The organism is Pseudonocardia sp. TMWB2A, assembly GCF_017312135.1.
In genome coordinates, this window is record NZ_QKQY01000002.1 from 6,408,182 (window position 1) to 6,429,627 (window position 21,446).

At 74.8% G+C, this 21,446-nt stretch carries 20 protein-coding genes; 14 read left to right on the plus strand and 6 right to left on the minus strand.

Features of this window, described 5'->3' with window-relative positions; all coding sequences use genetic code 11:
- The first annotated feature begins 7 nt into the window (after nucleotides 1-7).
- Nucleotides 8-1,147: a citrate synthase 2 gene (locus DMP17_RS44585; RefSeq protein WP_226354956.1), complete on the plus strand. Its 1,140-nt coding sequence runs from the start codon at nucleotides 8-10 to the stop codon at nucleotides 1,145-1,147.
- A 36-nt stretch (nucleotides 1,148-1,183) separates the two neighbouring features.
- On the opposite strand, the gene DMP17_RS44590 is transcribed toward DMP17_RS44585, so the two are convergent.
- Nucleotides 1,184-2,101 (minus strand): hypothetical protein, encoded by a 918-nt coding sequence (locus tag DMP17_RS44590; protein ID WP_337832638.1) that lies wholly within the window; start codon nucleotides 2,099-2,101, stop codon nucleotides 1,184-1,186.
- Nucleotides 2,102-2,188: 87 nt separating this feature from the next.
- A complete protein-coding gene (locus tag DMP17_RS44595) occupies nucleotides 2,189-3,475 on the minus strand; it encodes an MFS transporter (protein ID WP_337832639.1) in 1,287 nt (428 codons plus the stop codon).
- 70 nt (nucleotides 3,476-3,545) lie between these two features.
- Here DMP17_RS44595 and DMP17_RS44600 point away from each other — a divergent pair, with 70 nt between their 5' ends.
- The 4 genes from DMP17_RS44600 (at nucleotide 3,546) to sepH (ending at nucleotide 8,525) form a co-directional block, all read left to right on the plus strand.
- Nucleotides 3,546-4,505 (plus strand): GlxA family transcriptional regulator, encoded by a 960-nt coding sequence (locus DMP17_RS44600; RefSeq protein ID WP_337832640.1) that lies wholly within the window; start codon nucleotides 3,546-3,548, stop codon nucleotides 4,503-4,505.
- Between the two features lie 63 nt (nucleotides 4,506-4,568).
- A complete protein-coding gene (serC, locus tag DMP17_RS44605) occupies nucleotides 4,569-5,702 on the plus strand; it encodes a phosphoserine transaminase (RefSeq protein ID WP_226354952.1) in 1,134 nt (377 codons plus the stop codon).
- 232 nt (nucleotides 5,703-5,934) lie between these two features.
- Nucleotides 5,935-6,141, plus strand: coding sequence for a hypothetical protein (locus DMP17_RS44610; protein WP_226354951.1), 207 nt, complete (start codon nucleotides 5,935-5,937; stop codon nucleotides 6,139-6,141).
- A gap of 461 nt (nucleotides 6,142-6,602) precedes the next feature.
- Complete coding sequence (gene sepH, locus DMP17_RS44615) at nucleotides 6,603-8,525, plus strand: septation protein SepH (protein ID WP_337832641.1); 1,923 nt, start codon at nucleotides 6,603-6,605, stop codon at nucleotides 8,523-8,525.
- A gap of 84 nt (nucleotides 8,526-8,609) precedes the next feature.
- Here sepH and DMP17_RS44620 read toward each other — a convergent pair whose 3' ends face one another.
- A complete protein-coding gene (locus DMP17_RS44620) occupies nucleotides 8,610-9,419 on the minus strand; it encodes a TrmH family RNA methyltransferase (protein ID WP_226354950.1) in 810 nt (269 codons plus the stop codon).
- Nucleotides 9,420-9,586: 167 nt separating this feature from the next.
- On the opposite strand from DMP17_RS44620, the gene DMP17_RS44625 reads away from it, so the two are divergent.
- From DMP17_RS44625 to DMP17_RS44655, 7 genes are all read left to right on the plus strand, one after another.
- Complete coding sequence (locus DMP17_RS44625; RefSeq protein WP_073577871.1) at nucleotides 9,587-11,074, plus strand: glutamate--cysteine ligase; 1,488 nt, start codon at nucleotides 9,587-9,589, stop codon at nucleotides 11,072-11,074.
- Between the two features lie 162 nt (nucleotides 11,075-11,236).
- Nucleotides 11,237-12,424, plus strand: a complete 1,188-nt coding sequence (locus tag DMP17_RS44630; RefSeq protein WP_337832642.1) for a hypothetical protein — start codon at nucleotides 11,237-11,239, stop codon at nucleotides 12,422-12,424.
- Entirely contained in the window at nucleotides 12,421-12,936 is a 516-nt protein-coding gene (locus DMP17_RS44635; RefSeq protein WP_337832643.1) for a hypothetical protein, read from the plus strand. Before DMP17_RS44630 ends, DMP17_RS44635 begins: the two co-directional genes overlap by 4 nt.
- Before the next feature lie 3 nt (nucleotides 12,937-12,939).
- Nucleotides 12,940-14,079, plus strand: a complete 1,140-nt coding sequence (locus tag DMP17_RS44640) for a hypothetical protein (RefSeq protein WP_337832644.1) — start codon at nucleotides 12,940-12,942, stop codon at nucleotides 14,077-14,079.
- Between the two features lie 5 nt (nucleotides 14,080-14,084).
- Nucleotides 14,085-14,651: a hypothetical protein gene (locus DMP17_RS44645; protein ID WP_226364624.1), complete on the plus strand. Its 567-nt coding sequence runs from the start codon at nucleotides 14,085-14,087 to the stop codon at nucleotides 14,649-14,651.
- 24 nt (nucleotides 14,652-14,675) lie between these two features.
- Nucleotides 14,676-16,220: a glycoside hydrolase family 16 protein gene (locus DMP17_RS44650; RefSeq protein WP_337832645.1), complete on the plus strand. Its 1,545-nt coding sequence runs from the start codon at nucleotides 14,676-14,678 to the stop codon at nucleotides 16,218-16,220.
- A gap of 146 nt (nucleotides 16,221-16,366) precedes the next feature.
- Nucleotides 16,367-17,278, plus strand: a complete 912-nt coding sequence (locus DMP17_RS44655) for a glycoside hydrolase family 16 protein (protein WP_337832646.1) — start codon at nucleotides 16,367-16,369, stop codon at nucleotides 17,276-17,278.
- 160 nt (nucleotides 17,279-17,438) lie between these two features.
- Here DMP17_RS44655 and DMP17_RS44660 read toward each other — a convergent pair whose 3' ends face one another.
- Nucleotides 17,439-18,872: an NCS2 family permease gene (locus DMP17_RS44660; RefSeq protein WP_226354944.1), complete on the minus strand. Its 1,434-nt coding sequence runs from the start codon at nucleotides 18,870-18,872 to the stop codon at nucleotides 17,439-17,441.
- Between the two features lie 65 nt (nucleotides 18,873-18,937).
- On the opposite strand from DMP17_RS44660, the gene DMP17_RS44665 reads away from it, so the two are divergent.
- Both DMP17_RS44665 and DMP17_RS44670 read left to right on the plus strand, forming a co-directional pair.
- Entirely contained in the window at nucleotides 18,938-19,246 is a 309-nt protein-coding gene (locus DMP17_RS44665; RefSeq protein WP_337832647.1) for a DUF2530 domain-containing protein, read from the plus strand.
- A 17-nt stretch (nucleotides 19,247-19,263) separates the two neighbouring features.
- Nucleotides 19,264-20,001, plus strand: a complete 738-nt coding sequence (locus DMP17_RS44670; RefSeq protein WP_208827059.1) for an SDR family NAD(P)-dependent oxidoreductase — start codon at nucleotides 19,264-19,266, stop codon at nucleotides 19,999-20,001.
- On the opposite strand, the gene DMP17_RS44675 is transcribed toward DMP17_RS44670, so the two are convergent.
- Both DMP17_RS44675 and DMP17_RS44680 read right to left on the minus strand, forming a co-directional pair.
- Nucleotides 19,998-20,171 carry a hypothetical protein gene (locus DMP17_RS44675; RefSeq protein WP_226354942.1) on the minus strand — a complete coding sequence of 58 codons (174 nt, stop codon included), beginning with the start codon at nucleotides 20,169-20,171 and terminating at the stop codon, nucleotides 19,998-20,000. The genes DMP17_RS44670 and DMP17_RS44675 overlap by 4 nt on opposite strands.
- A gap of 15 nt (nucleotides 20,172-20,186) precedes the next feature.
- On the minus strand, nucleotides 20,187-21,395 hold the full coding sequence (locus DMP17_RS44680) for a L,D-transpeptidase (RefSeq protein ID WP_337832648.1): 1,209 nt from the start codon (nucleotides 21,393-21,395) through the stop codon (nucleotides 20,187-20,189).
- Nucleotides 21,396-21,446: the final 51 nt, after the last annotated feature.

Below are 21,446 nucleotides of genomic sequence, written 5' to 3' on the forward strand. Positions count from 1 at the left end.
AGACCCGGTGACCGAGACGCTCGCGCACGAGGTGCCCCCGCCCCCGCCCGGCTTCAAGTCCGGTCTGGAGGGCCACGTCGCGTTCCGCACCGAGATCGCCGAGCCCGACAAGGACGGCGGGTCGCTGCGCTACCGCGGCGTCGACCTGGAGGACCTCGCCGGCACCGTGACCTTCGGCGACGTCTGGGCGCTGCTGGTCGACGGCCGGTTCGGGCAGAGCCTGCCGCCGGCGGAGCCGTTCCCGATCCCGGTGCACACCGGTGACGTCCGGGTCGACGTGCAGGCGGCGCTGGCCATGCTCGCCCCGTACTGGGGCTACCGCCCGCTGCTCGACATCGACGACACCGAGGCCCGCGACAACCTGGCCCGCGCCTCGGTGATGGCGCTGTCCTACGTCGCGCAGTCCGCGCGCGGGATCGGCGTCGCCGCGGTGCCGCAGTCGCGCATCGACGAGTGCTCGACGATCACCGAGCGCTTCATGACCCGCTGGCGCGGCGAGCCCGACCCGCGCCACGTCGCCGCCGTCGACGCCTACTGGGTGTCCGCCGCCGAGCACGGCATGAACGCCTCCACCTTCACCGCCCGGGTGATCGCCTCCACCGGCGCCGACGCCGCCGCGTCGCTGTCCGGCGCGATCGGCGCCATGTCCGGCCCGCTGCACGGCGGCGCCCCCGCCCGGGTGCTCCCGATGATCGACGAGGTCGAGCGCACCGGCGACGCCGAGGCGCTGGTCAAGGGCCTGCTGGACCGCAAGGAGAAGCTCATGGGCTTCGGGCACAGGGTCTACCGGGCCGAGGACCCGCGGGCCCGCGTGCTGCGCCGCACCTGCCAGGAGCTCAACGCCCCGCGCTACGAGGTGGCCGCCGAGCTGGAGCGGACCGCGCTCGCCGTGCTGCGCGAGCGGCGCCCGGACCGGCCGATCGAGACCAACGTCGAGTTCTGGGCGGCGGTGATCCTCGACTTCGCCGAGGTCCCGCCGCACATGATGCCCGCGATGTTCACCTCGGCCCGGACCGCGGGCTGGTCGGCGCACGTGATGGAGCAGAAGCGCGAGGGCAAGCTCGTGCGTCCGAGCGCGCAGTACATCGGCCCGGGCCCGCGCCGTCCGCAGGAGGTCGAGGGCTGGGACTCGGTCGTCGCCCGCTGACCGGGCCCCGCGCCCGTCCGTCCTACCGGGGCCCGCTCAGGAGAGGGGGCCGGTGACCCGCGCGACGGCGTCCCCGCCGTCGCGGCGGAGCCACCGGTCCTGGTGGAGCAGGCCGTAGACGCCCTGGCCCAGGGCCGTGCCGGGGACGGCGACCACCAGGATCGCCCCGACGAACACCGCGATGGCGGCGGTCTCGAAGCCGGCCACCACGAGTCCGACGGCGCCCAGCCCCGCGACGGCGCCGGCCACGATCCCGACCAGGAGCATCACCAGGACCAGCAGCAGCAGGACGCCGAAACAGCGCCACCAGGCGCCTCGGACCAGCTCGACCGACCGCCACAGCGCGTCGACGGCGGCGCACCGCTCCCGGACGACGGCCGGGAGGGTCAGTGCCAGCAGCACGGTCACCCAGAGCACGGCGAGGTAGGCGGCGATCGCGATCAGCGCCCCCACCGCGGCAGCCACGCCGCCCGCCCGCCACAGCGGCAACGACACGGCCCACACCAGCGCCGTCGGCACGAGACCGATCGCCGTGAGGATCAGCTGCGCCCCGTACGCGGCGCCGAGCCGGTCGCGACCGGCCGCCCACGCCGAACGCAGCGTGGGCCGCTGTCCGATCACCGACAGGTGCAGGCCCGCCAGCAGCAGCACCGCGAACGGCGGAGTCACCAGGGCCCCCAGCAGTGCGACCAGCAGGGCGCTGCCCATGGACCCCGCGAACGCCTCCACCAGGTCGAGGGTCGGGGGCGGCGCGGGCTCGACGAGCATCAGCAGGCCCTGGACCCCGAGCACGACCACCATCAGCACGAGGGCCGGCACCAGCGTGAGGACGGGGCGGCGGCGCACGTAGCGCCAGGCCCCGCCGAGGATCTCGCCGGCGTCGAGCGGTCTCAGCGGCACGATGCCGGGCTGCGGCGGCCCGGGCTCCCCCGGGCCGGGATGGTTCTCGGTCACGGTCGTCCCCTCTGTTCGCCCGGTTCGTGTCCTACCGGACATCGGGGACCCCCGGGCGGGATCGGGACGATCGTGAGCCGATGGTGATCAGCCGGCGGGCAGCGGCGCGGGGACCCGCCGGCGCCGGATCGCCAGCGACAGCCCGGCCGCGACGACGCAGAGGACGGCGCCGCCGTACCAGGCCGCGTCGTAGCTGCCCAGCGCGTCGCGGACCAGCCCCGCGACGAGTGCGGCGAACGCCGCCCCGATCTGGTGCGAGGCGAAGATCCAGCCGAACACCACCGCCGAGCGGGCGCCGAACGCCTCGCGGGCCAGCGCCATAGTCGGCGGGACGGTCGCGACCCAGTCCAGGCCGTAGAACACGACGAACGCGAGCATGCTGGCGTTGAGGTCGGTCCCGAACAGTGGCGGGAGCAGGAACAGCGACAGCCCGCGCAGCGCGTAGTAGGCGCCCAGCAGGAGCCGCGGGTCGACACGGTCGGTCAGCCAGCCGGAGAAGATCGTCCCGAGCAGGTCGAAGATGCCGACCAGGGCGAGCAGGGAGGCCGCCGTCGTCGCGGGCATGCCGTGGTCGTGCGCGGCCGGGACGAAGTGGGACTGGACCAGCCCGGCCGTCGTCGCGCCGCAGATGAAGAACCCGCCGACGAGCAGCCAGAACGTGCCGGTGCGCGAGGCGTCGGCCAGGGCCCGCAGCGCCAGCCGCGCGGCACCCGTGCGCTGCGGCGGGACGACGTCGGCCTCGGTGCCGCCGTAGGGAAGGAACCCGGCGTCGGCGGGGCGGTCCTTCAGGAACAGCAGCACGACCGGCACCACGGCCAGCGCCGCGCCCGCGGTGATCAGCGCCGCGGGCCGCCACCCGCCCGACTCGACGACGGCCGCGACCAGGGGCAGGAACACCAGCTGCCCGGTGGCGGTGGCGGCGGTGAGGATGCCGGAGACCAGGCCGCGGCGGGCGACGAACCAGCGGTTCACCACGGTCGCGACCAGCGCCATCGCCATCGACCCGGTGCCCAGCCCGACGACGACGCCCCACAGCAGCACCAGCTGCCAGACCGCCGTCATGAACACGGTCGTGCCCGCGCCGACCGCCACCATGACCAGTGCGGTCGCGACCACGCGGCGCACGCCGAAGCGCTCCATCAGCGCCGCCGCGAACGGCGCGGTCACCCCGAACAGGGCGAGGTTCACAGCCAGCGCGAAGGAGATGGACCCGATGCCCCAGCCGAACTCGGCGTGCAGGGGCTCGACCAGCACCCCGGGTGTGGACCGGAACCCGGCCGCGCCGAGCAGCGCGAGGAACGTCGCGGCCGCGGCCCACCAGGCCGGGTGCACCCGGCGTCGTTGCGTGGCCGATGTCGTCGGCGCCGTCGTCATGGGCTCATGGTGCGGGGTCCCTGCGTCGCGCAACAGTGGCCGTCGAGACGACATGTGCAAGAATTCGGCCATGCACCGGGTGGGGGTCCTCGCCGTCGACGGGGTGATCGCGTTCGAGCTGGCGATCCCCGAGCGGATCCTGGGCACCACGACTACCCCCGACGGCACCCCCCTCTACGACGTGCGGGTCGCCTCGGTCGACGGCGGCCCGGTCCGCACGAGCGCCGGCTACCGGGTGCTGCCCGAGCACGGGCTCGACGCCCTGGAGCGCGCCGGGACGCTGGTCGTCCCGGCGATCCGGGGCTCCGGCGTCGGCGACGAGGCGGCGCTCGCGGTGGTGCGCCGGGCCGTGGCGCGCGGGGCGCGCGTCGTCGGGATCTGCACCGGCGCCTTCACCCTCGCCGCCGCCGGGGTGCTCGACGGCCGTCGCGCCACCACGCACTGGGCCCACGCCGGGCGCATGCGACGGATGTTCCCGCAGGTCGAGGTGGATCCGGACGTGCTGTTCGTCGACGACGGCGACATCCTCACCTCGGCGGGCGTCGCCGCGGGCATCGACCTCTGCCTGCACCTGGTGCGCCGCGACCACGGCGCCGGGATCGCCGCGGCGACGGCCCGTCGCAACGTCGTCGCGCCGTGGCGGGAGGGCGGGCAGGCGCAGTTCGTGGAGTCCCACGTCCCCGACCCCGGCGGCGGCCCCGACACCCGCGCCGTGCGCGAGTGGGCGTTGCAGCACCTCGACCGGCCGCTCGCCGTCGAGGAGCTGGCGGAACGGGCGTCGATGAGCGTGCGGACCTTCACCCGCCGCTTCCGCGCCGAGACCGGCACCAGCCCGGGGCGCTGGCTGTCCGCGCGTCGCCTCGACCTCGTGCGACGCCTGCTGGAGACCACCGACCTCCCCGTCGAGCAGGTCGCGGCCCGCTCCGGCTTCGGCACCACCGCCGCGCTGCGTCAGCGACTGCACGCCGACATCGGGATGGCCCCGCTCGCCTACCGGCGCTCGCATCGCGCCCCCGCCGTCACCCGGTGACGCCGGCGGGTGGCGCGCAGCACTCGTCGCACGTCACGCCGGTCCGGCTGCGACACTGGTGGGGTGACCTCCCCTGCCGATCTGAAGATCCCCGGCGATCTCCTTCCGCAGGACGGCCGCTTCGGATGCGGCCCGTCCAAGGTGCGCCCCGAGCAGCTGTCCGCCCTCGCCGCGACCGGCGACTCCCTGATGGGCACCTCGCACCGGCAGAAGCCGGTGAAGGAGCTCGTCGGACGGGTGCGGTCCGGACTGGCCGAGCTGTTCTCCCTGCCCGACGGCTACGAGGTCGTCCTCGGCAACGGCGGCTCCACCGCGTTCTGGGACGCGGCCGCGTTCGGCCTGGTCCGTGAGCGCTCGCTGCACCTGACCTACGGCGAGTTCTCCCAGAAGTTCGCCGACACCACCACCGGCGCCCCGTTCCTGGCCGACCCGGTGATCGTCAAGGCCGACCCGGGCAGCGCGCCGGAGCCGGTGAGCGACCCGTCGGTCGACGTCATCGCGTGGGCGCACAACGAGACCTCGACCGGCGTCGCGGTGCCCGTCAACCGGCCCGCGGGCACCACCGACGACCAGCTCGTGCTGATCGACGCCACCTCCGGCGCCGGCGGGCTGCCGGTCGACATCACCCAGTCCGACGTCTACTACTTCGCCCCGCAGAAGGGCTTCGCCTCCGACGGCGGCCTCTTCCTCGCGATCATGAGCCCGAAGGCCCTGGAGCGGGTCGCCGAGCTGGCCGCGTCGGACCGCTGGATCCCGCCGTTCCTGTCGCTGGCCACCGCCGTCGACAACTCCGGCAAGGACCAGACCTACAACACGCCGTCGCTGGCGACGCTGTTCCTGCTCGAGGACCAGGTCCGCTGGATGAACGCGCTGGGCGGGCTCGACGGCTGCGTCGCGCGCACCCGCGACTCCTCCGACCGGCTCTACACCTGGGCCGACAAGAGCAGCTTCGCGACGCCGTTCGTCACCGACCCGGCGCACCGCAGCCTGGTGGTCGGCACGATCGACTTCGACGACGCCGTCGACGCCGCCGCGGTGGCGAAGGCGCTGCGCGCGAACGGGATCGTGGACACCGAGCCGTACCGGAAGCTGGGCCGCAACCAGCTGCGGATCGGGATGTTCCCGGCCGTGGAGCCGTCGGACGTCTCGGCGCTGACCGCGTGCGTCGACTGGGTCGTGGAGCGGCTGGGTTCCTGACCCCACCTCTTCCCGGGTGGACGACGACCGTCCGCCGAGGTGGGTCGACCGGCTGCGGTCGGCCCACCCGGCGGGGTCCTCGCCGTGGCGGTCGTGTTCGTCGGCACCCCGACCGTCCTGATCGTCGTCGCCGGGGTGCCGCTCCCGGACACGCCCCGGCCGCTCTCCTGCTCCTCGCCGTCGCGCCCGGTGACGCGGACCCGGCCTCGAGCGGATCACCTTCCTCCTCGCCGTGGTCGGCGGCATCGTTCTCGCCTGCTCGACCCGGGCCGACGCGTCGTTCGTGGCGTCCGAGGGTCTTCTCGACGTGCCGGCGCTCCCGGCGTTCGCGGTCGGACCGGCCGCCGTCGCCACCCGGAGGATCCGGCTCGGCGCCGCCGTCGGGCCGGTGTCCGAGCCGGCCGCGGTCCGAGCGGGCGGGGATCACCCGCGCCGATGAGGAACGACCGCGCCGGCAGGGGCAACGGGCAGCGGGCGCCGATGGGCGCATCGGCCGGTGATCCACATGGCGCGCGCAGTTCCGTCGTTCGCGCGCGTCCGGACGCGCGCGGGCCGCGGATCACCGCGCGGACTGCGGATCACCGGGCGGGCGATACGTCCCGGACGTCCTGTTCCGCGTCGGGGTGGCCACGACACCGGGCACACCGGGTTGCGTCGCCGCGCGGCGTCGTTGCGTGATCGATAGCAACTCGTTGTAGTCACACACGTATCACTCGCCCCAATTTCCTCGCGAGTCACACATTGTGCGACGCTGCGCACGGTGAGTGAGAACGGCTCGGCGGTCCCCCGGGCGAGTAGGTGTTGTCGACCAGGCAGAACTCGCCCGGCGCGCCTCACCCGGCACGGACCCCTCGCCATCTACCGTCACCCGGACGGGGACGACAGCAGGAGGTCAGGTCGATGCGCGCGTTGCGGGTCGTGGGGGTGACCGGGGACGGCTCGGTCGTCCTCGAGGACCCGGGGCGTCGCGAGCGCTACACGGTGCCGGCCGACGAGCAGCTGCGGGCCGCGGCACGGGGTGACGTGACCCGGCTCGGCCAGATCGCGATCGAGTTGGAGAGCCAGTTGCGCCCACGGGAGATCCAGGCCCGAATCCGGGGTGGCGCGTCGGTCGACGAGGTCGCAGCCGCGGCCGGCGTCCCGACCCAGAAGATCGAACGCTTCGCCTATCCCGTCCTGCTCGAACGGTCGCGGACCGCCGAGCTGGCCCAGGGTGCCCACCCGCAGCGCGCCGACGGGCCCGACTCGCGCACGCTCGGTGAGACCGTCGCGCACACCTTCGGCCTGCGCGGACAGGACTACGGCGGGGCGGGCTGGGACTCCTGGAAGGGCGAGGACGGCAAGTGGGTCGTCGTCCTGACCTGGCAGACCGGCCGCTCGGACAACGCCGCGCACTGGGCGTTCCAGCCCGGCGCGCACGGCGGCACCGTCGTCGCGCTGGACGAGCACGCCTCGGACCTCGTCGAGGGTCTGCCCGCACGTCCGCTGCGTCCGCTCGGCGCGGTGGTCGATATGGCCCGCGACGAGGACCACACCCCCCAGGCGCCGACGACCGCCGCTCCGGCGCGCGCCGTCGCGGCCGCCGGTGGGCAGCAGCCCGAGGCCTGGGCCGGGCGCGGGATCGCGCCCGAGCAGCGCCGGGCGAGCCCGCCGCCGCCCCGGACCCGCGTCGAGACGCCCGGCCGCACCGTCGGCGCCCGCCCGGACGACACCCGGGCCCCGGCCGCCGCGGCGCCCGTAGTGCCCCAGCGCGTCGAGCAGGTCGAGGACGCCGGGTCGTCCGCTGCGGCCGACACCTCGCAGGCCGACTCCGCGAAGGCCGACTCCGCGGACACCGACGGCACGGTTGCCTCGACCGCCACTGCGGATGCTCCCGGCGCCGACACGACCGCGGCGGCCGGCACGGGTACGGGCACGACCGGCGCAGCCCCGAGCGGCTCCGCCTCGACCGACACCTCGTCGACCAGCCCCTCCTCGACCGACACTTCGTCGAACGGCACCTCCTCGAACGGCACCTCCTCGAACGGCACCTCGTCGAACGGGTCGGCCCCGGCCGCCGCGGCCTCCGCCGGCACCGGCTCGGACGCACCCGCCACGGGCTCGACCGGCCGGGAGCCGACCGGCTCGGACGCCGCCGACACGGCCCCGGTGTCGGCGGGCTCCGGCTCCGCCACCCCGAACCGGACCGGCACGAACGCGGCAGGCTCGGACGCGGCAGGCTCGGACGCGGCAGGCTCGACCGTCCCGACCCCGGCTGCCACGGCCGCGGGCGTCGCGACCGCGACCGGTGCGGGTACGTCCGCCACGGACTCCGGGTTCGCGGGCGACGCGACGACACCGGCCGCATCGTCGGCGACGACCTCGTCGGAAGCGGCCACGGCCACCTCCGCGTCGGACGCCGCCGCACCGACCACTACGGACCCGACGACCCCGGGCCCGACCACGGCGGCACCGGCCCCGGCGCAGGACAGCGCGACCGCCGCACCGACCACCCCGGCACCGTCCACCCCGGCGGCCGCGGGCACCGCCGCGGGCTCCACGAGCACCTCTGCCGACCACGGCGAGGTCTCCCCCACCGCGGAGGGCGACGCCCCCGGCGAGCGGACCGACGCCCCCACCGGGGCCGCCGCGACCACCACCGGGGCACCGGCCACGTCGTCGTCGAACGGCTCGGAGCAGGAGACGGACCCCGCTCCGGCACAGGACACCGAGAGCGCGGCCCCGCGCCGCCCCTCCACCGCCGGATCACGGCGGACGAAGAAGGGCAAGCCGGTCATGCCGTCGTGGGACGAGGTCCTGCTCGGCGTCCGCGGCCAGCGCTGACACGGTCCCGCACGGGTTCCGGTCTCCCGTACCGGATCCGGTCCCGTGTGGGAGCACGGATCCGGTGTGGGACCGCGCCCGCGGTCAGCCCCCGCCGGTGACGGCGTGGAAGGCGACGGCGGCGGCCGTCGCGACGTTGAGCGAGTCCACGCCGCTCGCCATCGGGATCCGGACCCGGCGGTCGGCGGCGGCCAGGGCCTCGTCGGTGAGGCCGGGACCCTCCGCACCCAGCAGCAGGGCGACCTTCCGGCCGCCCAGGCCCGCCGTGGCGAGGGGCTCGGCGTCGGCGGAGGGGGTGAGTGCGGCGACGGTGAACCCCGCCTCCCGCAGCCGGTCCAGCGAGGCGGGCCACGCGCCGTCGAGGGTCGTGAACGGGACCCGCAGCACGTGCCCCATCGAGACGCGGACGCTGCGCCGGTACAGCGGGTCCGAGCAGCCGGGGCCGAGCAGGATCGCGTCGACGCCGAGGGCGGCGGCGTTGCGGAACAACGACCCCAGGTTCTCGTGGTCCCCCACCCCCTCGCAGACGGCCAGCGTGCGGGCGCGGGCCAGGACGTCGTCGAGGGACGGCGCGGGAGCCCGGTCGGCGACGGCGAGCACCCCCCGGTTCAGGTGGAACCCGACCGCTCGGGCCATGGTGTCGGCGTCGGTCGCGTAGGCCGGCACGTCGACGCCGGCGAGGTCGTCGGAGAGCTCGTCGAGGCGCCGCGGGACCCCCAGCAGGGAGCGCACCGGATACGGCGAGTCGAGCAGCCGGCGCACGACGACGACACCCTCCGCGATCACCAGCCCGCGCCCACCGGGCCGATCGGGGCGCCGATCGGCTGTCGTGAGGTCGCGGTAGTCGTCGATTCGGGGGTCGTCGGGGTGCTCGACCGTGGTGAGTATGGCCACGACGCCCGATCGTCCCACGTCACTGACCGCTCGCCGCGTCTGGTCGCCCGGTCAGCCGGTACCGCCCGGTCCGGCGATATGACACGGTGTAGTGCCGCCTCCTTCGGCACGGTCCTCCGCCGTGTGAGTGAGAAGGCGCTCCCCGTTCGATGGAGGTCGGTTCGCGCATGGGTCAGGTGGTCGACCGGACGACGTTCAGCCGGCGCGACCGCCAGCGGTACCGGATCAAGGTGCAGCGCTGTCTGGACACTCTCGGTGACCTGCTCAGCAGCTACCCGTTCTCCGACACGGAGCCGATGACCGGCGTCGAGATCGAGTTCAACCTGGTGGATCCGGAGCTGGCGCCGTCGCTCAACGGGAGCGACGTGTTGGACACGATCAACTCGGGCGAGTGGCAGACCGAGCTCGGCCGCTGGAACCTCGAGCTGAACCTGCCGCCCCGGCCGCTGCCCGGCGACCAGTGGCGCCAGCTGGAGCACGAGCTGCTCGATCTGCTCGCGGGCGCCGGGGCGAAGGCCGGTGACCTGCGCACCCAGCTCGTCATGATCGGGATCCTGCCGACGCTGGACCCGGGACACATGACCGCCGAGGCGATCTCCCCCGAGGACCGCTACGAGGCGCTCAACGACCAGATGCTCAACGCCCGGGGCGAGCCGATCCGGATCGACATCGCCGGCTGCTCGCCCGAGGAGCGGGTCAACGCCGACTTCGACACGATCATCCCCGAAGCGGCCTGCACGTCGATGCAGCTGCACCTGCAGGTGTCCCCCGCGAACTTCGGGCGCTACTGGAACGCCGCGCAGTGCCTGGCCGGTGTCCAGCTGGGGCTCGGTTCGAACTCGCCGTTCCTGCTCGGGTCGCAGCTGTGGTCGGAGACCCGGATCCCGCTGTTCGAGCAGTCCTGCGACGTCCGGACCCCCGAGTTCCACAACCAGGGGGTACGGCCGCGGGTCTGGTTCGGCGAGCGCTGGATCGACTCGGTGCTGGACCTGTTCTCCGAGAACGCCCGCTACTTCCCGGCGCTGATGCCGCTGACGTCCGATGTGGACCCGGCGACGCAGATGCGCGACAAGGGCTTCCCGGACCTGCCCGAGCTGACCCTGCACAACGGCACGATCTGGCGCTGGAACCGGCCGATCTACGACAGTACGGGCGACACCCCGCACGTCCGGCTCGAGAACCGGGTGCTCCCCGCGGGGCCGACGACCGTCGACATGGTCGCCAACGCGCTGTTCTTCTACGGCCTGCTGCGCACCCTGGTCGAGGCCGACCAGCAGCTGTGGCGGTCTGTGTCGTTCGAGGCGGCGCGGGAGAACTTCCAGACGGCGGCCAAGCACGGCATGCACGCTCCCCTGTACTGGCCCGGCACCGGCTGGGTGCTCCCCGACGAGCTCGCCCTGCGCAAGCTGCTCCCCCTGGCCCACGAGGGTCTCGCCCGCTGGGGCGTCTCCGGCGCGGTCTGCGACCGGTACCTGACGGTGCTGGAGCGGCGCTGCGTCACGCGTCAGACCGGGTCGTCGTGGCAGATCGACACCGTCGCCGCGCTGGAGGCGCGGGGCGCGGACCGGATGAGCGCGCTGCGCGGCATGCTCGAGCGCTACCTGGCGCACTCGACCGCCAACCAGCCCGTCCACACCTGGGAGATCCCCGGCTGATCGGCTTCGCCATTGCGAAGCATTCTCCGCGACCGGGCCCGCTCACCGCCCTCACGTTCCTACCGTCCCCCTCCGCACACCCGCCCCGGGTGCGCGTACGGGACGGAGGGACATGTCCATCCAGCACCACCCCGACCGGCGTCGATGACCCGGGCGACGACGATGTCCCCGTTCCGGCTGTTCGGCCGCACCGCCCGCGACGAGCACCCCCTCGACGACGGCCCCGATCCCTGGCTCGACGACCCGGCCCCCGCCCCGGCTCCGCGGCCCGCCGCACCCCGGGCCCGGGAGGCCGCCCCGGCTCCGTCGACCGGCGGGACGCCCGCGGCTCCGGTGGCGGAGGGCCCCGCGACCGCGGCGGCGCGACCGGCGGTCTGGACGCCGCGGCGGCCGCCGCAGGAGCCGGTCGCCGAGCCGGAGCCGGTCACCGATCCCTTCGGCTTCCCGCCGGTGCCGCCGGCCGGGCCGCCCCCTGCCGTCGCACCGGTCCCCGCCACCGCTCCCGTCTCCGACGAGGTGGCCGCGGCCTGGGCGGCGTGGGCGCCTGCCGCGACGACGCGGGTCGACGGCACGCGGGGCAGCGCGGATCCCGGTGTCCCGCCGTCCGTGCCCGACACCGCGGCCTCCGCGTCCGGTCCGGCACCCGCCGACCCGGGCTCGTCCGGCCCCGGCGCCGTGGAGGCCGCACCGGGCACGGTGGGGGCCGGGACGCCCGGCCCCGTCGTGACCGATCACGGTCCGGCCTCCCGCTCCGCCGGAGCACCGGTCGAGAGCGCCCCCGGCCCCGTCGATCCGACGCATGTCCCTCCACGACCGGACCACCATCACCCCGAGGTACGGCCCGCCGGGGCCGCCCCGTCGCCGCTCGTCGACCCCGCCGAGGCGTCCGCGCTGGCCGGGGCCTTCGCCGCGGACCTGCTGTCCTGGGACGAGGACGACGTCGCCCGCCGCGGCCGCGTCCTCGCCGCCTACCTGCCCGCGACCGCGGCCGACGGGCTGCTCGGCTGGACCGGGACCGGACGCCAGCGGGCCGACCTCGTGCTGCCTGGCCGCGTCCGCACCGACGGCGACCGCGCCGTCGTCGACGTCCGGGTGCGGGTCGTGCCCTACCGCCGCGTCGACGCCCGCGGGACGGCCGCGCCGGAACCCGAGCCCGACGACCCGATCGGGGCCCCCGCCGGTGCCCCGGCCCCGGCCGCGCGCGGCTGGCGCGGGCTGGCCGCGCGGTGGGTCCGGCTGGAGGTGGGCGTGGTCCTCAGCGGCGACGGGCTCGTCGTCGTCGCGGGGCCCGCGGCCGAGCCGGCCCGGCGGCCGTCGCCGGTCGACCTCGCCCGGGGCGGTGTGCGGTGAGCGGGCGGCTCCCGGTCGTCGGAGGTCTGGCCGGCGGGGTCGGGACGACGACCGTCGCCCGGGCCCTGCACGGCCGTGACCTGGGGCGGGTGTGCGGGCCGGACCTGCTGCCCGACGTCGTCGTCACCCGGGACACCGCGGCCGGGCTGGCCGCCGCCGCCCTCGTCGCCCCGGCACCCGGGCCGGGCGCACCGGTCCTCGTCCTGCACCCCGGTACCGCCGACCCCGACGGCATCGACGCCGACGCCGCGGGTCCCGGCTGGGCGGCCGTCGTCGCGCTGCCCGCGGTGCCGGGCTGGGCCCGCTCGGCCGACCCGTGGTCGGACGCGGCCGGGGTGCTCACCCGGCCCGGGCCCTCGGCCGCGGTCCGCCGCTACGCCGACGCGATCGGCCGGATCGTCACCGCGCTGACGACGTCCGGCCGGCTCGACCGGCCGCTCACCCCGGCCGGCGTCGGTGGGCTGCGACCCATGCGCGGGGTGCTGGCGGTCCCGACCGGGCCGGTCCGGTGAGCCGTGCGAGCGCTGCTGATCGTGCCGGTCGTCGTCGCACTCCTGCTGGGGACGGCGGGGCAGGTCCTGGCCGCACCGGCCGCGGAACCGGTCACCTCGGGCGTCGACGCGGCACGCGTGCCGGAGGCGGCGCGGCCGTACCTCGACCTGGTCACGGAGCTGACCTCGCAGGGCTGCCCGGAGCTGCCGCCGGCCTGGGTGGTCGCCCAGGTGCAGGCGGAGTCGGGCTGGGACCCGGAGCTGCGCACCGGCACCGCCGCCGGGCTGCTGCAGGTCTCGGAACGGACCTGGGTCGCGGCCGGGGGCGCACCGTGGCCGGACGCGGCGCTGACCGAGCCGGAGGGGCACCTGCGCGTCGTCGTGCCGTGGCTCTGCTCGACGCTGCGCGCCGCCGCCGGGTACCTGGCGACGACCCCGAAGGACGTGCCGGTGCTCGACGCGATGCTGGTCTGCCACATCGCGGGCTGCAGCCGGGTCACCGGCTCGGCATCGGGGGTGCCGACGGGCGGGGAGGCGGACTGCTCGCAGGCGTGTGCGTCGGCGATCCGGCGCTACCTCGACGCGGTGCACGGCTTCGTCGCGGACTACTCCGGCACGACGGCCGTCGACGACCGCGAGTCGTCCCCGCCACCGCCGCAGAAGGCCGCCCCGGCGAAGGCACCGGCGGCGAAGGACGCCGCGTCGGCACCGGCACCCGCCTGGACCGGCGGCGCGACGGGTTGCCACGAACCCGATCCGGTGCGCTCCGGCGGCTGTCTGACCGGCGCGACGAAGCACGGTCTCGACGCGGTCCGGGCGGTCTTCGGCCCGACCATCGAGACGGTCGGCTGCTGGGACGAGCACCTGCAGAACCCGCGGTCGGACCATCCGAAGGGCAGGGCCTGCGACGTGTTCACCGGCAAGGCCGGGGCGTTCGCGAAGGGCGCCGACCTCGACGAGGGCTGGGCGATCGCGCGCTGGCTGGAACGCAACGCGGCCCCGCTGAAGGTCAAGTACCTGATCTGGCAGGGCCGCTACTGGGACCCCTCGGTGCGCGCCGACGGCTCCGGCTGGGGCCGTCGCTACACCGGCGGCGGGGTCTACGACACCTCCGACGCGACCGGCGGCCACTACGACCATGTCCACATCAGCTTCGCGGAGTGACCCCCGTGCGACGTTCCCTGCCGCTGCTCGTGCTCGCCGCGGTCCTCGCGGTGCCCCTGGCCCTGCTGGTGCCGGCACTGCTGCCCGGACCGCCGTCGCAGGCCGTGCTGACCTCGGCCGACCGGGACGCCCTCGGCGATCCCGGTCCCGTCCGCGGAGCGGAGCCACCCGTGCCGGCGACGCGGCCGTCGTCGCCCGGGGCGGTGGCACGCGCCTACCTCGTCGCCGCGCACGGCACCCGGGCCGGCACGGCCGCGGGCACGACCCTCGACGGCACCCCGTACGCACTGCCCGGCAGCCCGGCCGCGGCCGGAGCGCCCGTCCTCGACCCGCCGCCGCCCGGCGCGGGACGGACCGCCGAGGTCGAGGACCTCGACGAGGGCGCCACCGACTGGGCCCGCGGGCGCACCGCGCTCGTCGCGACCGTCCGCACGACGACGGCCGGGCCCGGCGCGGCCCCGGAGATCCGGCGCTGGCGCACCCGCGTGGTCGTGGCGCTCGACGCGGCGGGCCACTGGCTGGTCACCGCCGACACCCCCATCACCACCGACACCCCCGACGTGGACGACTGACGTGACCGAACCTTGGAGTGGGCGATGACCGCCGACGAGCTCGAGCAGCTGCTCAAGTCCCTGCTGGCCAAGGGGGTCACGGTCGTCCTGCTGGCGCTGGGCCCTGCCGGGGAGCTGGTGGGGGTGGAACCCGGGGGGTCCGCGACGCCGTCGGTGAGCTCCGGGCAGGACGCCGCCGGTGCGCCGCGTCCGGACCTGGAGCTGGGGGCCGACGGCGAGGTGTGCGTCGGGTCGGGCGGGTCCTCCGGGGCCGGTTCCGGGTCGGGCTCCGGCGGGTCCGGGGCGGGCTCCGGCGGTTCCGGGTCGGGTTCCGGGTCGGGCTCCGACAGCTCGGGCGGCGGGGACGGCCGCGACGGGTCCGGGTCCGACGGGTCCTCCGCCGGGTCCGGGTCCGCCGGGGCCGGCGACGACTCGTCCGGCGGGTCGGAGGACGGTCGCGACGGCGGGGCCGGCGGCTCCGACAGCTCCGACGGGTCGGGCGACTCCGACGACCGGCGCCGATCCAGCGGGTCGGGCGACTCCGGGAGCAACAGCGGTTCGGACGACAGCGGCTCCGGGGGCGACAGCTCCGGGAAGAGCGGTTCACAGGGCACCGGGTCCGGCGACAGCGGGGGCTCCGGTTCGGACGACAGCAGCCCCGGCGACAGCGACGCGGGAAGCGGCTCGGGCGGCAGCGGCACCGCCTCCGGCGCCCCCGACGAGTCCGGTGCCACCGCCTACGGCACCAGCGACGACGCCGCCGCGGGCCTCCTCACCGGCGGCACCGGCACCGGCGGCCGGACCACCCCCGCCCCCTGCCCCACCGGCTCGGGCGGCGCGGCCGATCCCGCGCCCGCCACCGAGAGCGCCCCGGAGGCGGGCGGCGCGGCGGCGGCCGAGGGCACCACCGCGGCGGCGAAGCTGGGCTGGGGACAGCCGGTCCGCACCGACGAGTTCGACAACGGCACCGACGGCTGGAGCATCTACGACGGCGCCGGGCACGCGGGCAACGGCCGTCGCACCCCGGACGCGGCCGCGGTGGCGGACGGCGTCCTGACGATCACCGGCGACAGCCAGGGCAACACCGCGGGCATGGCGTGGAAGGAGGGCTCCCAGCAGTACGGCCGCTGGGAGGGCCGGGTGCGCGCGCCGGTCGGGGACCCGTCGTACAACGCGCTGCTGCTGCTCTGGCCCACCGCGGAGAACTGGCCCGAGGGCGGTGAGCTCGACTTCATGGAGATGATGGATCCCTCGCGGCAGAAGACCAACGCGTTCTTCCACTACGGCGCGGACAACTCCCAGGTCGAGGGCTCGGTCGAGATCGACGCGACGCAGTGGCACAACTGGGCCCTGGAGTGGACGCCGGACCGGATCACCGCCTACGTCGACGGCGAGAAGTGGTTCGAGACCACCGAGCAGAAGGTGCAGCCGCCGGGGCCGATGCACCTGTGCATCCAGCTCGACTGGTTCCCCAAGGGCGGGTCGGGGAAGGAGACGCAGATGCAGGTCGACTGGGTCCGCCAGTACACCCTCGACGGGGGCGCCGCCGGCACCGGGACCGGGTCGGGTCAGGCGTCGAGCGGTTCATGATCACCGGTTGTGGAGCGCGGCGCTCGCTCAGCGGGCCGGATCCTCCACAACGGTCGATCTTCGGGCGCCGGGCCCCTCTCAGCTCCCCCACAGCCGTCCCCTCCTAGGCTGCCGCCGACCCGCCGTCGACGATAAAGGAGGGGGTCGTGCCGGAACAGACGGAGCAGGAGCCCGAGCACGACCCCGAGGCCCCCTCGCGACGCCGCTGGCCCGCCGTCGTCGGGCTCGTGGCGGGTCTGGCCGTGCTGGCCGGGGTCGTCACGGTCGCGATGGACCCGACCCTGCTCACCGGCTCGTCCGGCCCGACTCCGGCACCGGCGGCGCCGCCGTCGCCGGGCGGGATGCACGACCAGGAGCGTCCGAACGAGGTCGGCGACCTCGACCCCGCGTCGCGCTCGGACACCGAGGCGGCGGTGCGCAACGGCTGGCGCCTCACCGACCACGACGAGTTCGACGGCACCGCGCTCGACCGCACGCGCTGGAGCCCGTACACCGGGGAGACCACCGGGGGCAACGGCCGGCACCGGGCCGAGAACATCTCGGTCCGCGACGGCGAGCTCGTCCTCACCAGCCGCGGGCGCACCTCGGCGGGCCTGGCCTGGCGCGGCGGACAGCAGTACGGCCGCTGGGAGATCCGGGCGAAGACCAACCCCGGCGTCGGCTACGGCGACGTCGCGCTGCTCTGGCCGGACGCCGAGGACTGGCCCGAGGGCGGCGAGCTCAACTTCATGGAGATCCCGAAGCCCGAGCGCGCCGAGACGCACACGATCGTCCACTACGGCGAGGACAACAGCCAGGTCGGCAAGACCATCCGCGGCGACTTCACGCAGTGGCACACCTACGCCGTCGAGTGGCTGCCCGACCGGGTCGTGTTCTACATCGACGGCGCCGAGGTCTTCCGGACCACCGACCCGGAGCAGATCCCGCCGCGGTCGATGCACCTGGCGATGCAGCAGGACATCGGTCCCTACGGCGACGACTGGATCCCGGCGCCGGACGCGACCTCGCCGGAGACGCTGGACTTCCAGGTCGACTGGGTCCGCATCTACGCGCCCTGACCCGCTCGGCGGCGGGTCGGGTGTGACTGGGGAAAGAAGGAGGCCCCGGACCCTGTGGGGTCCGGGGCCTTCTCCTGTCCCGAACTGACGCGCCGCTCCCACCACGAAGCGACGAGATTGAGGTTAGCCTAACCTTCGTCGCTCGCGCAAGGGCGGGTTCTCAGCCGAGCAGCTCCCGCAACGGTCCCACGCCGAAGTACCCCACGAACAGCACCGCCACGACCCACATCAGCGGATGGACCTGCCGCGCGCGGCCGGTGGCCGCCGCGAGCGCGACGTAGCTGATGAAGCCGGCGCCGATGCCGTTGGCGATCGAGTAGGTGAACGGCATGACGGTGATCGTCAGGAACACCGGGATCGCGGTGCGCAGGTCGTCGAGCGAGACCGAGGTGATCTGCCGGAACATCAGCGCGCCGACGACGACCAGCGCCGGGGCCGCGGCCTCGACCGGGACGATCGAGTACAGCGGCGTGAAGAACATCGCCAGCAGGAACAGGACACCGGTCAGGACGTTCGCCAGACCCGTCCGTGCGCCCTCGGCGATGCCGGCCGCGGACTCGACGAAGATCGTGTTCGACGACGCCGACCCCACACCACCGGCGACCGCACCCGCACCCTCGACGACCAGCGCCTTCCCGACGTTCGGGAGCTTGTCGTCGGAGTCGGTCAGGCCCGCCTGGCGGCCGAGGCCGGTGAGCGTGCCCATGGCGTCGAAGAAGTTCGCCAGCACGAGGGTGAAGACGAGCAGGACGACGGTGATGATGTCGAGCCGGGTGAACGCCCCGAGCGAGACCTGCCCGACCAGCGACAGGTCCGGCAGCCCGACGATCCGGTCCGGGATGGCGGGCACGGCCAGCGACCAGCCGCCGGGGTTGGTCGGGCCGCCCGGGCCGACCCGGACGATCGCCTCGACGACGATCGCGATGATCGTGTTCACCACGACGCCGATGAGGATGCCCGCACGGACACCGCGGGCGACGAGGACGCCGACGATGATCAGCCCGACGACGAAGACGAACGTCGGCCACGAGGCGATGGAGCCGCCGGTGCCCAGCCCGACCGGGACCGTGGTGTTGGCGGCGTCGGGCAGCCGGCGCACGAAGCCGGAGTCGACCAGGCCGATCAGCGCGATGAACGCGCCGATGCCGACCGCGATCGCCGTCTTGAGCTCGGTGGGTACGGCGTTGAACACCGCCGTCCGGAAGCCGGTCAGGGCGAGGATCACGATGATGACGCCGTTGATGACCACCAGGCCCATCGCCTCGGGCCAGGTCATCAGCGGCGCGATGGTCACGGCCAGCAGGGTGTTGATCCCCAGGCCGGTGGCGATCGCGAACGGGTAGTTCGCGACGACGCCGAAGATGATGGTCATCACGCCCGCGACCAGGGCGGTCACCGCGGCGACCTGCGCGACCGGGAGGATCCCGCCCAGCGCGTCGGCCTTGGCCGACGGGTCGCCCGGAGTGACGCTGCCGAGGATCAACGGGTTCAGGACGATGATGTAGGCCATCGCCATGAACGTGACGAGACCCCCGCGCAGCTCGCGGGAGACGGTGGAGCCGCGCTCGGACACGCGGAACAGGCGCTCGATCACGGCGACACCCTAGACGCGGTGCAACGCTGCGGGTTCCGTACGTGCACCGTTTAGGCTACGGCCCCGTGACGGCCCACGAGAGCGAGCGCGCGAGCGACCCACCGCCCCCGCCGCCGTTGCCGGCGCGCTTCTACGAGTCCCCGCCGGTGATCCTCGGCGGGATGCTGCTGTGGGCGGTCGGCGCGGGCGTCGCCGCCGCGTTCGCGATGGTCATCGGATCCGGGTTCGATCCCGCGAACGGTGCCGGCGCCTGGTTCTGGACCTGCATCGCCGGGGTCGGGGTGGGCCTGTTCGGCGCCGCGGTGTTCTCGGCGCAGCGGGCCGCGGCCCGGCGCGGGGACCGGTCGGCGCAGCGCGGCGTCGAGCCGAGGTAGGTCATAGGCTCGGCGGCATGACCGCGAACGACCGTCCGACCGCCGTCGTCACCGGTGCCTCCTCCGGGATCGGCGCCGCCACCGCCCGCGCACTCGGTGCCGCGGGCTTCCACGTGGTACTGGGAGCCCGCCGGGTGGAGCGCTGCGAGGAGATCGCGAAGGAGATCGACGGCACCGCGCTGTCCCTCGACGTCACCGACCGGGAGTCCGTCCGCGCGTTCGCCGACGCCGTGCCCGAGGCGAAGCTGCTGGTCAACAACGCCGGCGGCGCGAAGGGCCTGGAGCCCGTCGCGGACGCCGACGAGGACGACTGGCGCTGGATGTGGGAGACCAACGTCGCCGGCACGCTGCGCCTCACCCAGGCGTTCCTGCCGAAGCTGCGGGCGTCGGGCGACGGGCACATCGTCACCGTGACCTCGATCGCCGCGCTGGACTTCTACGACAACGGCGCCGGCTACACCGGTGCCAAGCACGCCCAGGCGATGCTGCACCGCACCCTGCGCGGGGAGCTGCTCGGCGAGCCGATCCGGATCACCGAGATCTGCCCCGGCATGGTGGAGACCGAGTTCTCCGAGGTGCGGCTCGGCGACGCCGACAAGGCGGCGAAGGTCTACGAAGGCCTGACCCCGCTGACCGCCGACGACGTTGCCGACACGATCGTCTTCGCCGCGACCCGGCCGTCGCACGTCAACCTGGACCAGATCGTGCTCAAGCCGCGTGACCAGGCGTCGGGCACGCGGCGGCACCGGCGCTAGAGGGTCTCCTCCGACCGGCGGTGCTGGTCGGCGTCGTCGCCGGGGCTCTCGCCCGAGACGGCGCCGGCGATCCGTTCCTCGGACTCGCGCAGGATCTGCTCGGCCCCCTCCTCCTGGAGCGGGGTCGGGCGGTCGCCGTCGGGCCGGTCGGGGTTCTCGGGGGCGGTCATGCCCACGGGTACCCGCTAGGACAGCGCCGACAACCCCTTCCACTTCTCCCAGGACAGCGTCCAGTCCCACAGGTCGCCGTCGCGGGCGGAGAGCTGCACGGGGGTGCCGGTGACCTCGACCGGGTCGCCGTAGAGGACGGTGTCGTAGTACGCCTTGGCGTTCTCGATCGACAGGTTCACGCAGCCGTGGGTGACGTTCGCGGTCCCCTGCGCGGCGGCCGACACCGGGTTGGCGTGGATGAACTCGCCGTTGTTGCTCATCCGGACGGCCCACTTCTCGACGACGTCGTAGCCGTACTGCTGCGAGACCATCCGCTTGTCGGTGAACTTCTCGGTGACGACGTGGATGCCCGAGCGCGTGTTGCGGTTCGGGTCGTCGGCCAGGCCGTAGGACGCCGGGTAGTCCGCGATCTGCTTGCCGTCGCGGATCACGATCATCCGGAACGAGCGGGCGTCGGCTCTGACGATCTGGGCGCGACCGATCGCGAACGACGTGGTCAGGTCCTCGGCGCCGTAGCTGCCGCCGCCGTAGTCGACGCCCTTGAGCGGCGCGTCCACGGTGACCTTCGTGCCCGACGGCCAGTACTCCTTCGGCCGCCAGTGCACGCGCGAGCCGCCGTTCTCGTCGGGCAGCCAGCCCCACGCGCCCTCGACCTCCTTCGAGGTCGTGACCTTCAGGACCTTCTCGATCGCGGCGCGGTCCTCGACGTGCCGGTCGAACTGGATCTCGATCGGCGCGGCGATGCCGACGGTACGGTCGTCGCCGATGTTCAGGGTGCCGCGCACGGTGTGGGCGGGCTTGAGCGTCGCGACGGTGCCCTGCACGGGGGTCGCCGTGCCGTCCGGGGCGACGGCACGCCCGTGCCAGCTATAGGTGGTCGCGAAGTCCAGGTCACCGCTGCTGGTCCAGGTCGTGCGGTCCGGGGACAGCGCGCCGTCGACGGCGTCGCCGTCCGGGTCGGTCAGCGACACCCCGTCCAGCGTGCCGCCCGCCGCGCGGACCGAGACCGGCTGCGCCGGGTTCGCCGACGACGCCGAGGCGGCCGGCTGGTAGCTCACCTGCGGCCCGGCCGGGGCCGGGGCGGCCTGCGGCGCCGCCGGGTCCTGCGGCGAGGCCGCGAGGGCCACCGCACCGACGATGCCCAGCGCGCCGATCAGCGCCACCACGACGATCAGTACCCGTCGCAACCGTTCCCCCGCGTACTCGATCCGTGCGTTGCGCACCGACCGTACGCCGAGATCCAGTACGCGTGATCGGCAGGAGGACGGTGCTCC

What these genes read in the sequence shown, in the direction of transcription:
- DMP17_RS44595 (WP_337832639.1), bottom strand. Translation starts at nt 3,475, where the DNA reads ATGACGACGGCGCCGACGACATCGGCCACGCAACGACGCCGGGTGCAC.
- DMP17_RS44600 (WP_337832640.1), top strand. Translation starts at nt 3,546, where the DNA reads ATGCACCGGGTGGGGGTCCTCGCCGTCGACGGGGTGATCGCGTTCGAG.
- sepH (WP_337832641.1), top strand. Translation starts at nt 6,603, where the DNA reads ATGCGCGCGTTGCGGGTCGTGGGGGTGACCGGGGACGGCTCGGTCGTC.
- DMP17_RS44625 (WP_073577871.1), top strand. Translation starts at nt 9,587, where the DNA reads ATGGGTCAGGTGGTCGACCGGACGACGTTCAGCCGGCGCGACCGCCAG.
- DMP17_RS44630 (WP_337832642.1), top strand. Translation starts at nt 11,237, where the DNA reads ATGTCCCCGTTCCGGCTGTTCGGCCGCACCGCCCGCGACGAGCACCCC.
- DMP17_RS44650 (WP_337832645.1), top strand. Translation starts at nt 14,676, where the DNA reads ATGACCGCCGACGAGCTCGAGCAGCTGCTCAAGTCCCTGCTGGCCAAG.
- DMP17_RS44670 (WP_208827059.1), top strand. Translation starts at nt 19,264, where the DNA reads ATGACCGCGAACGACCGTCCGACCGCCGTCGTCACCGGTGCCTCCTCC.
- DMP17_RS44675 (WP_226354942.1), bottom strand. Translation starts at nt 20,171, where the DNA reads ATGACCGCCCCCGAGAACCCCGACCGGCCCGACGGCGACCGCCCGACC.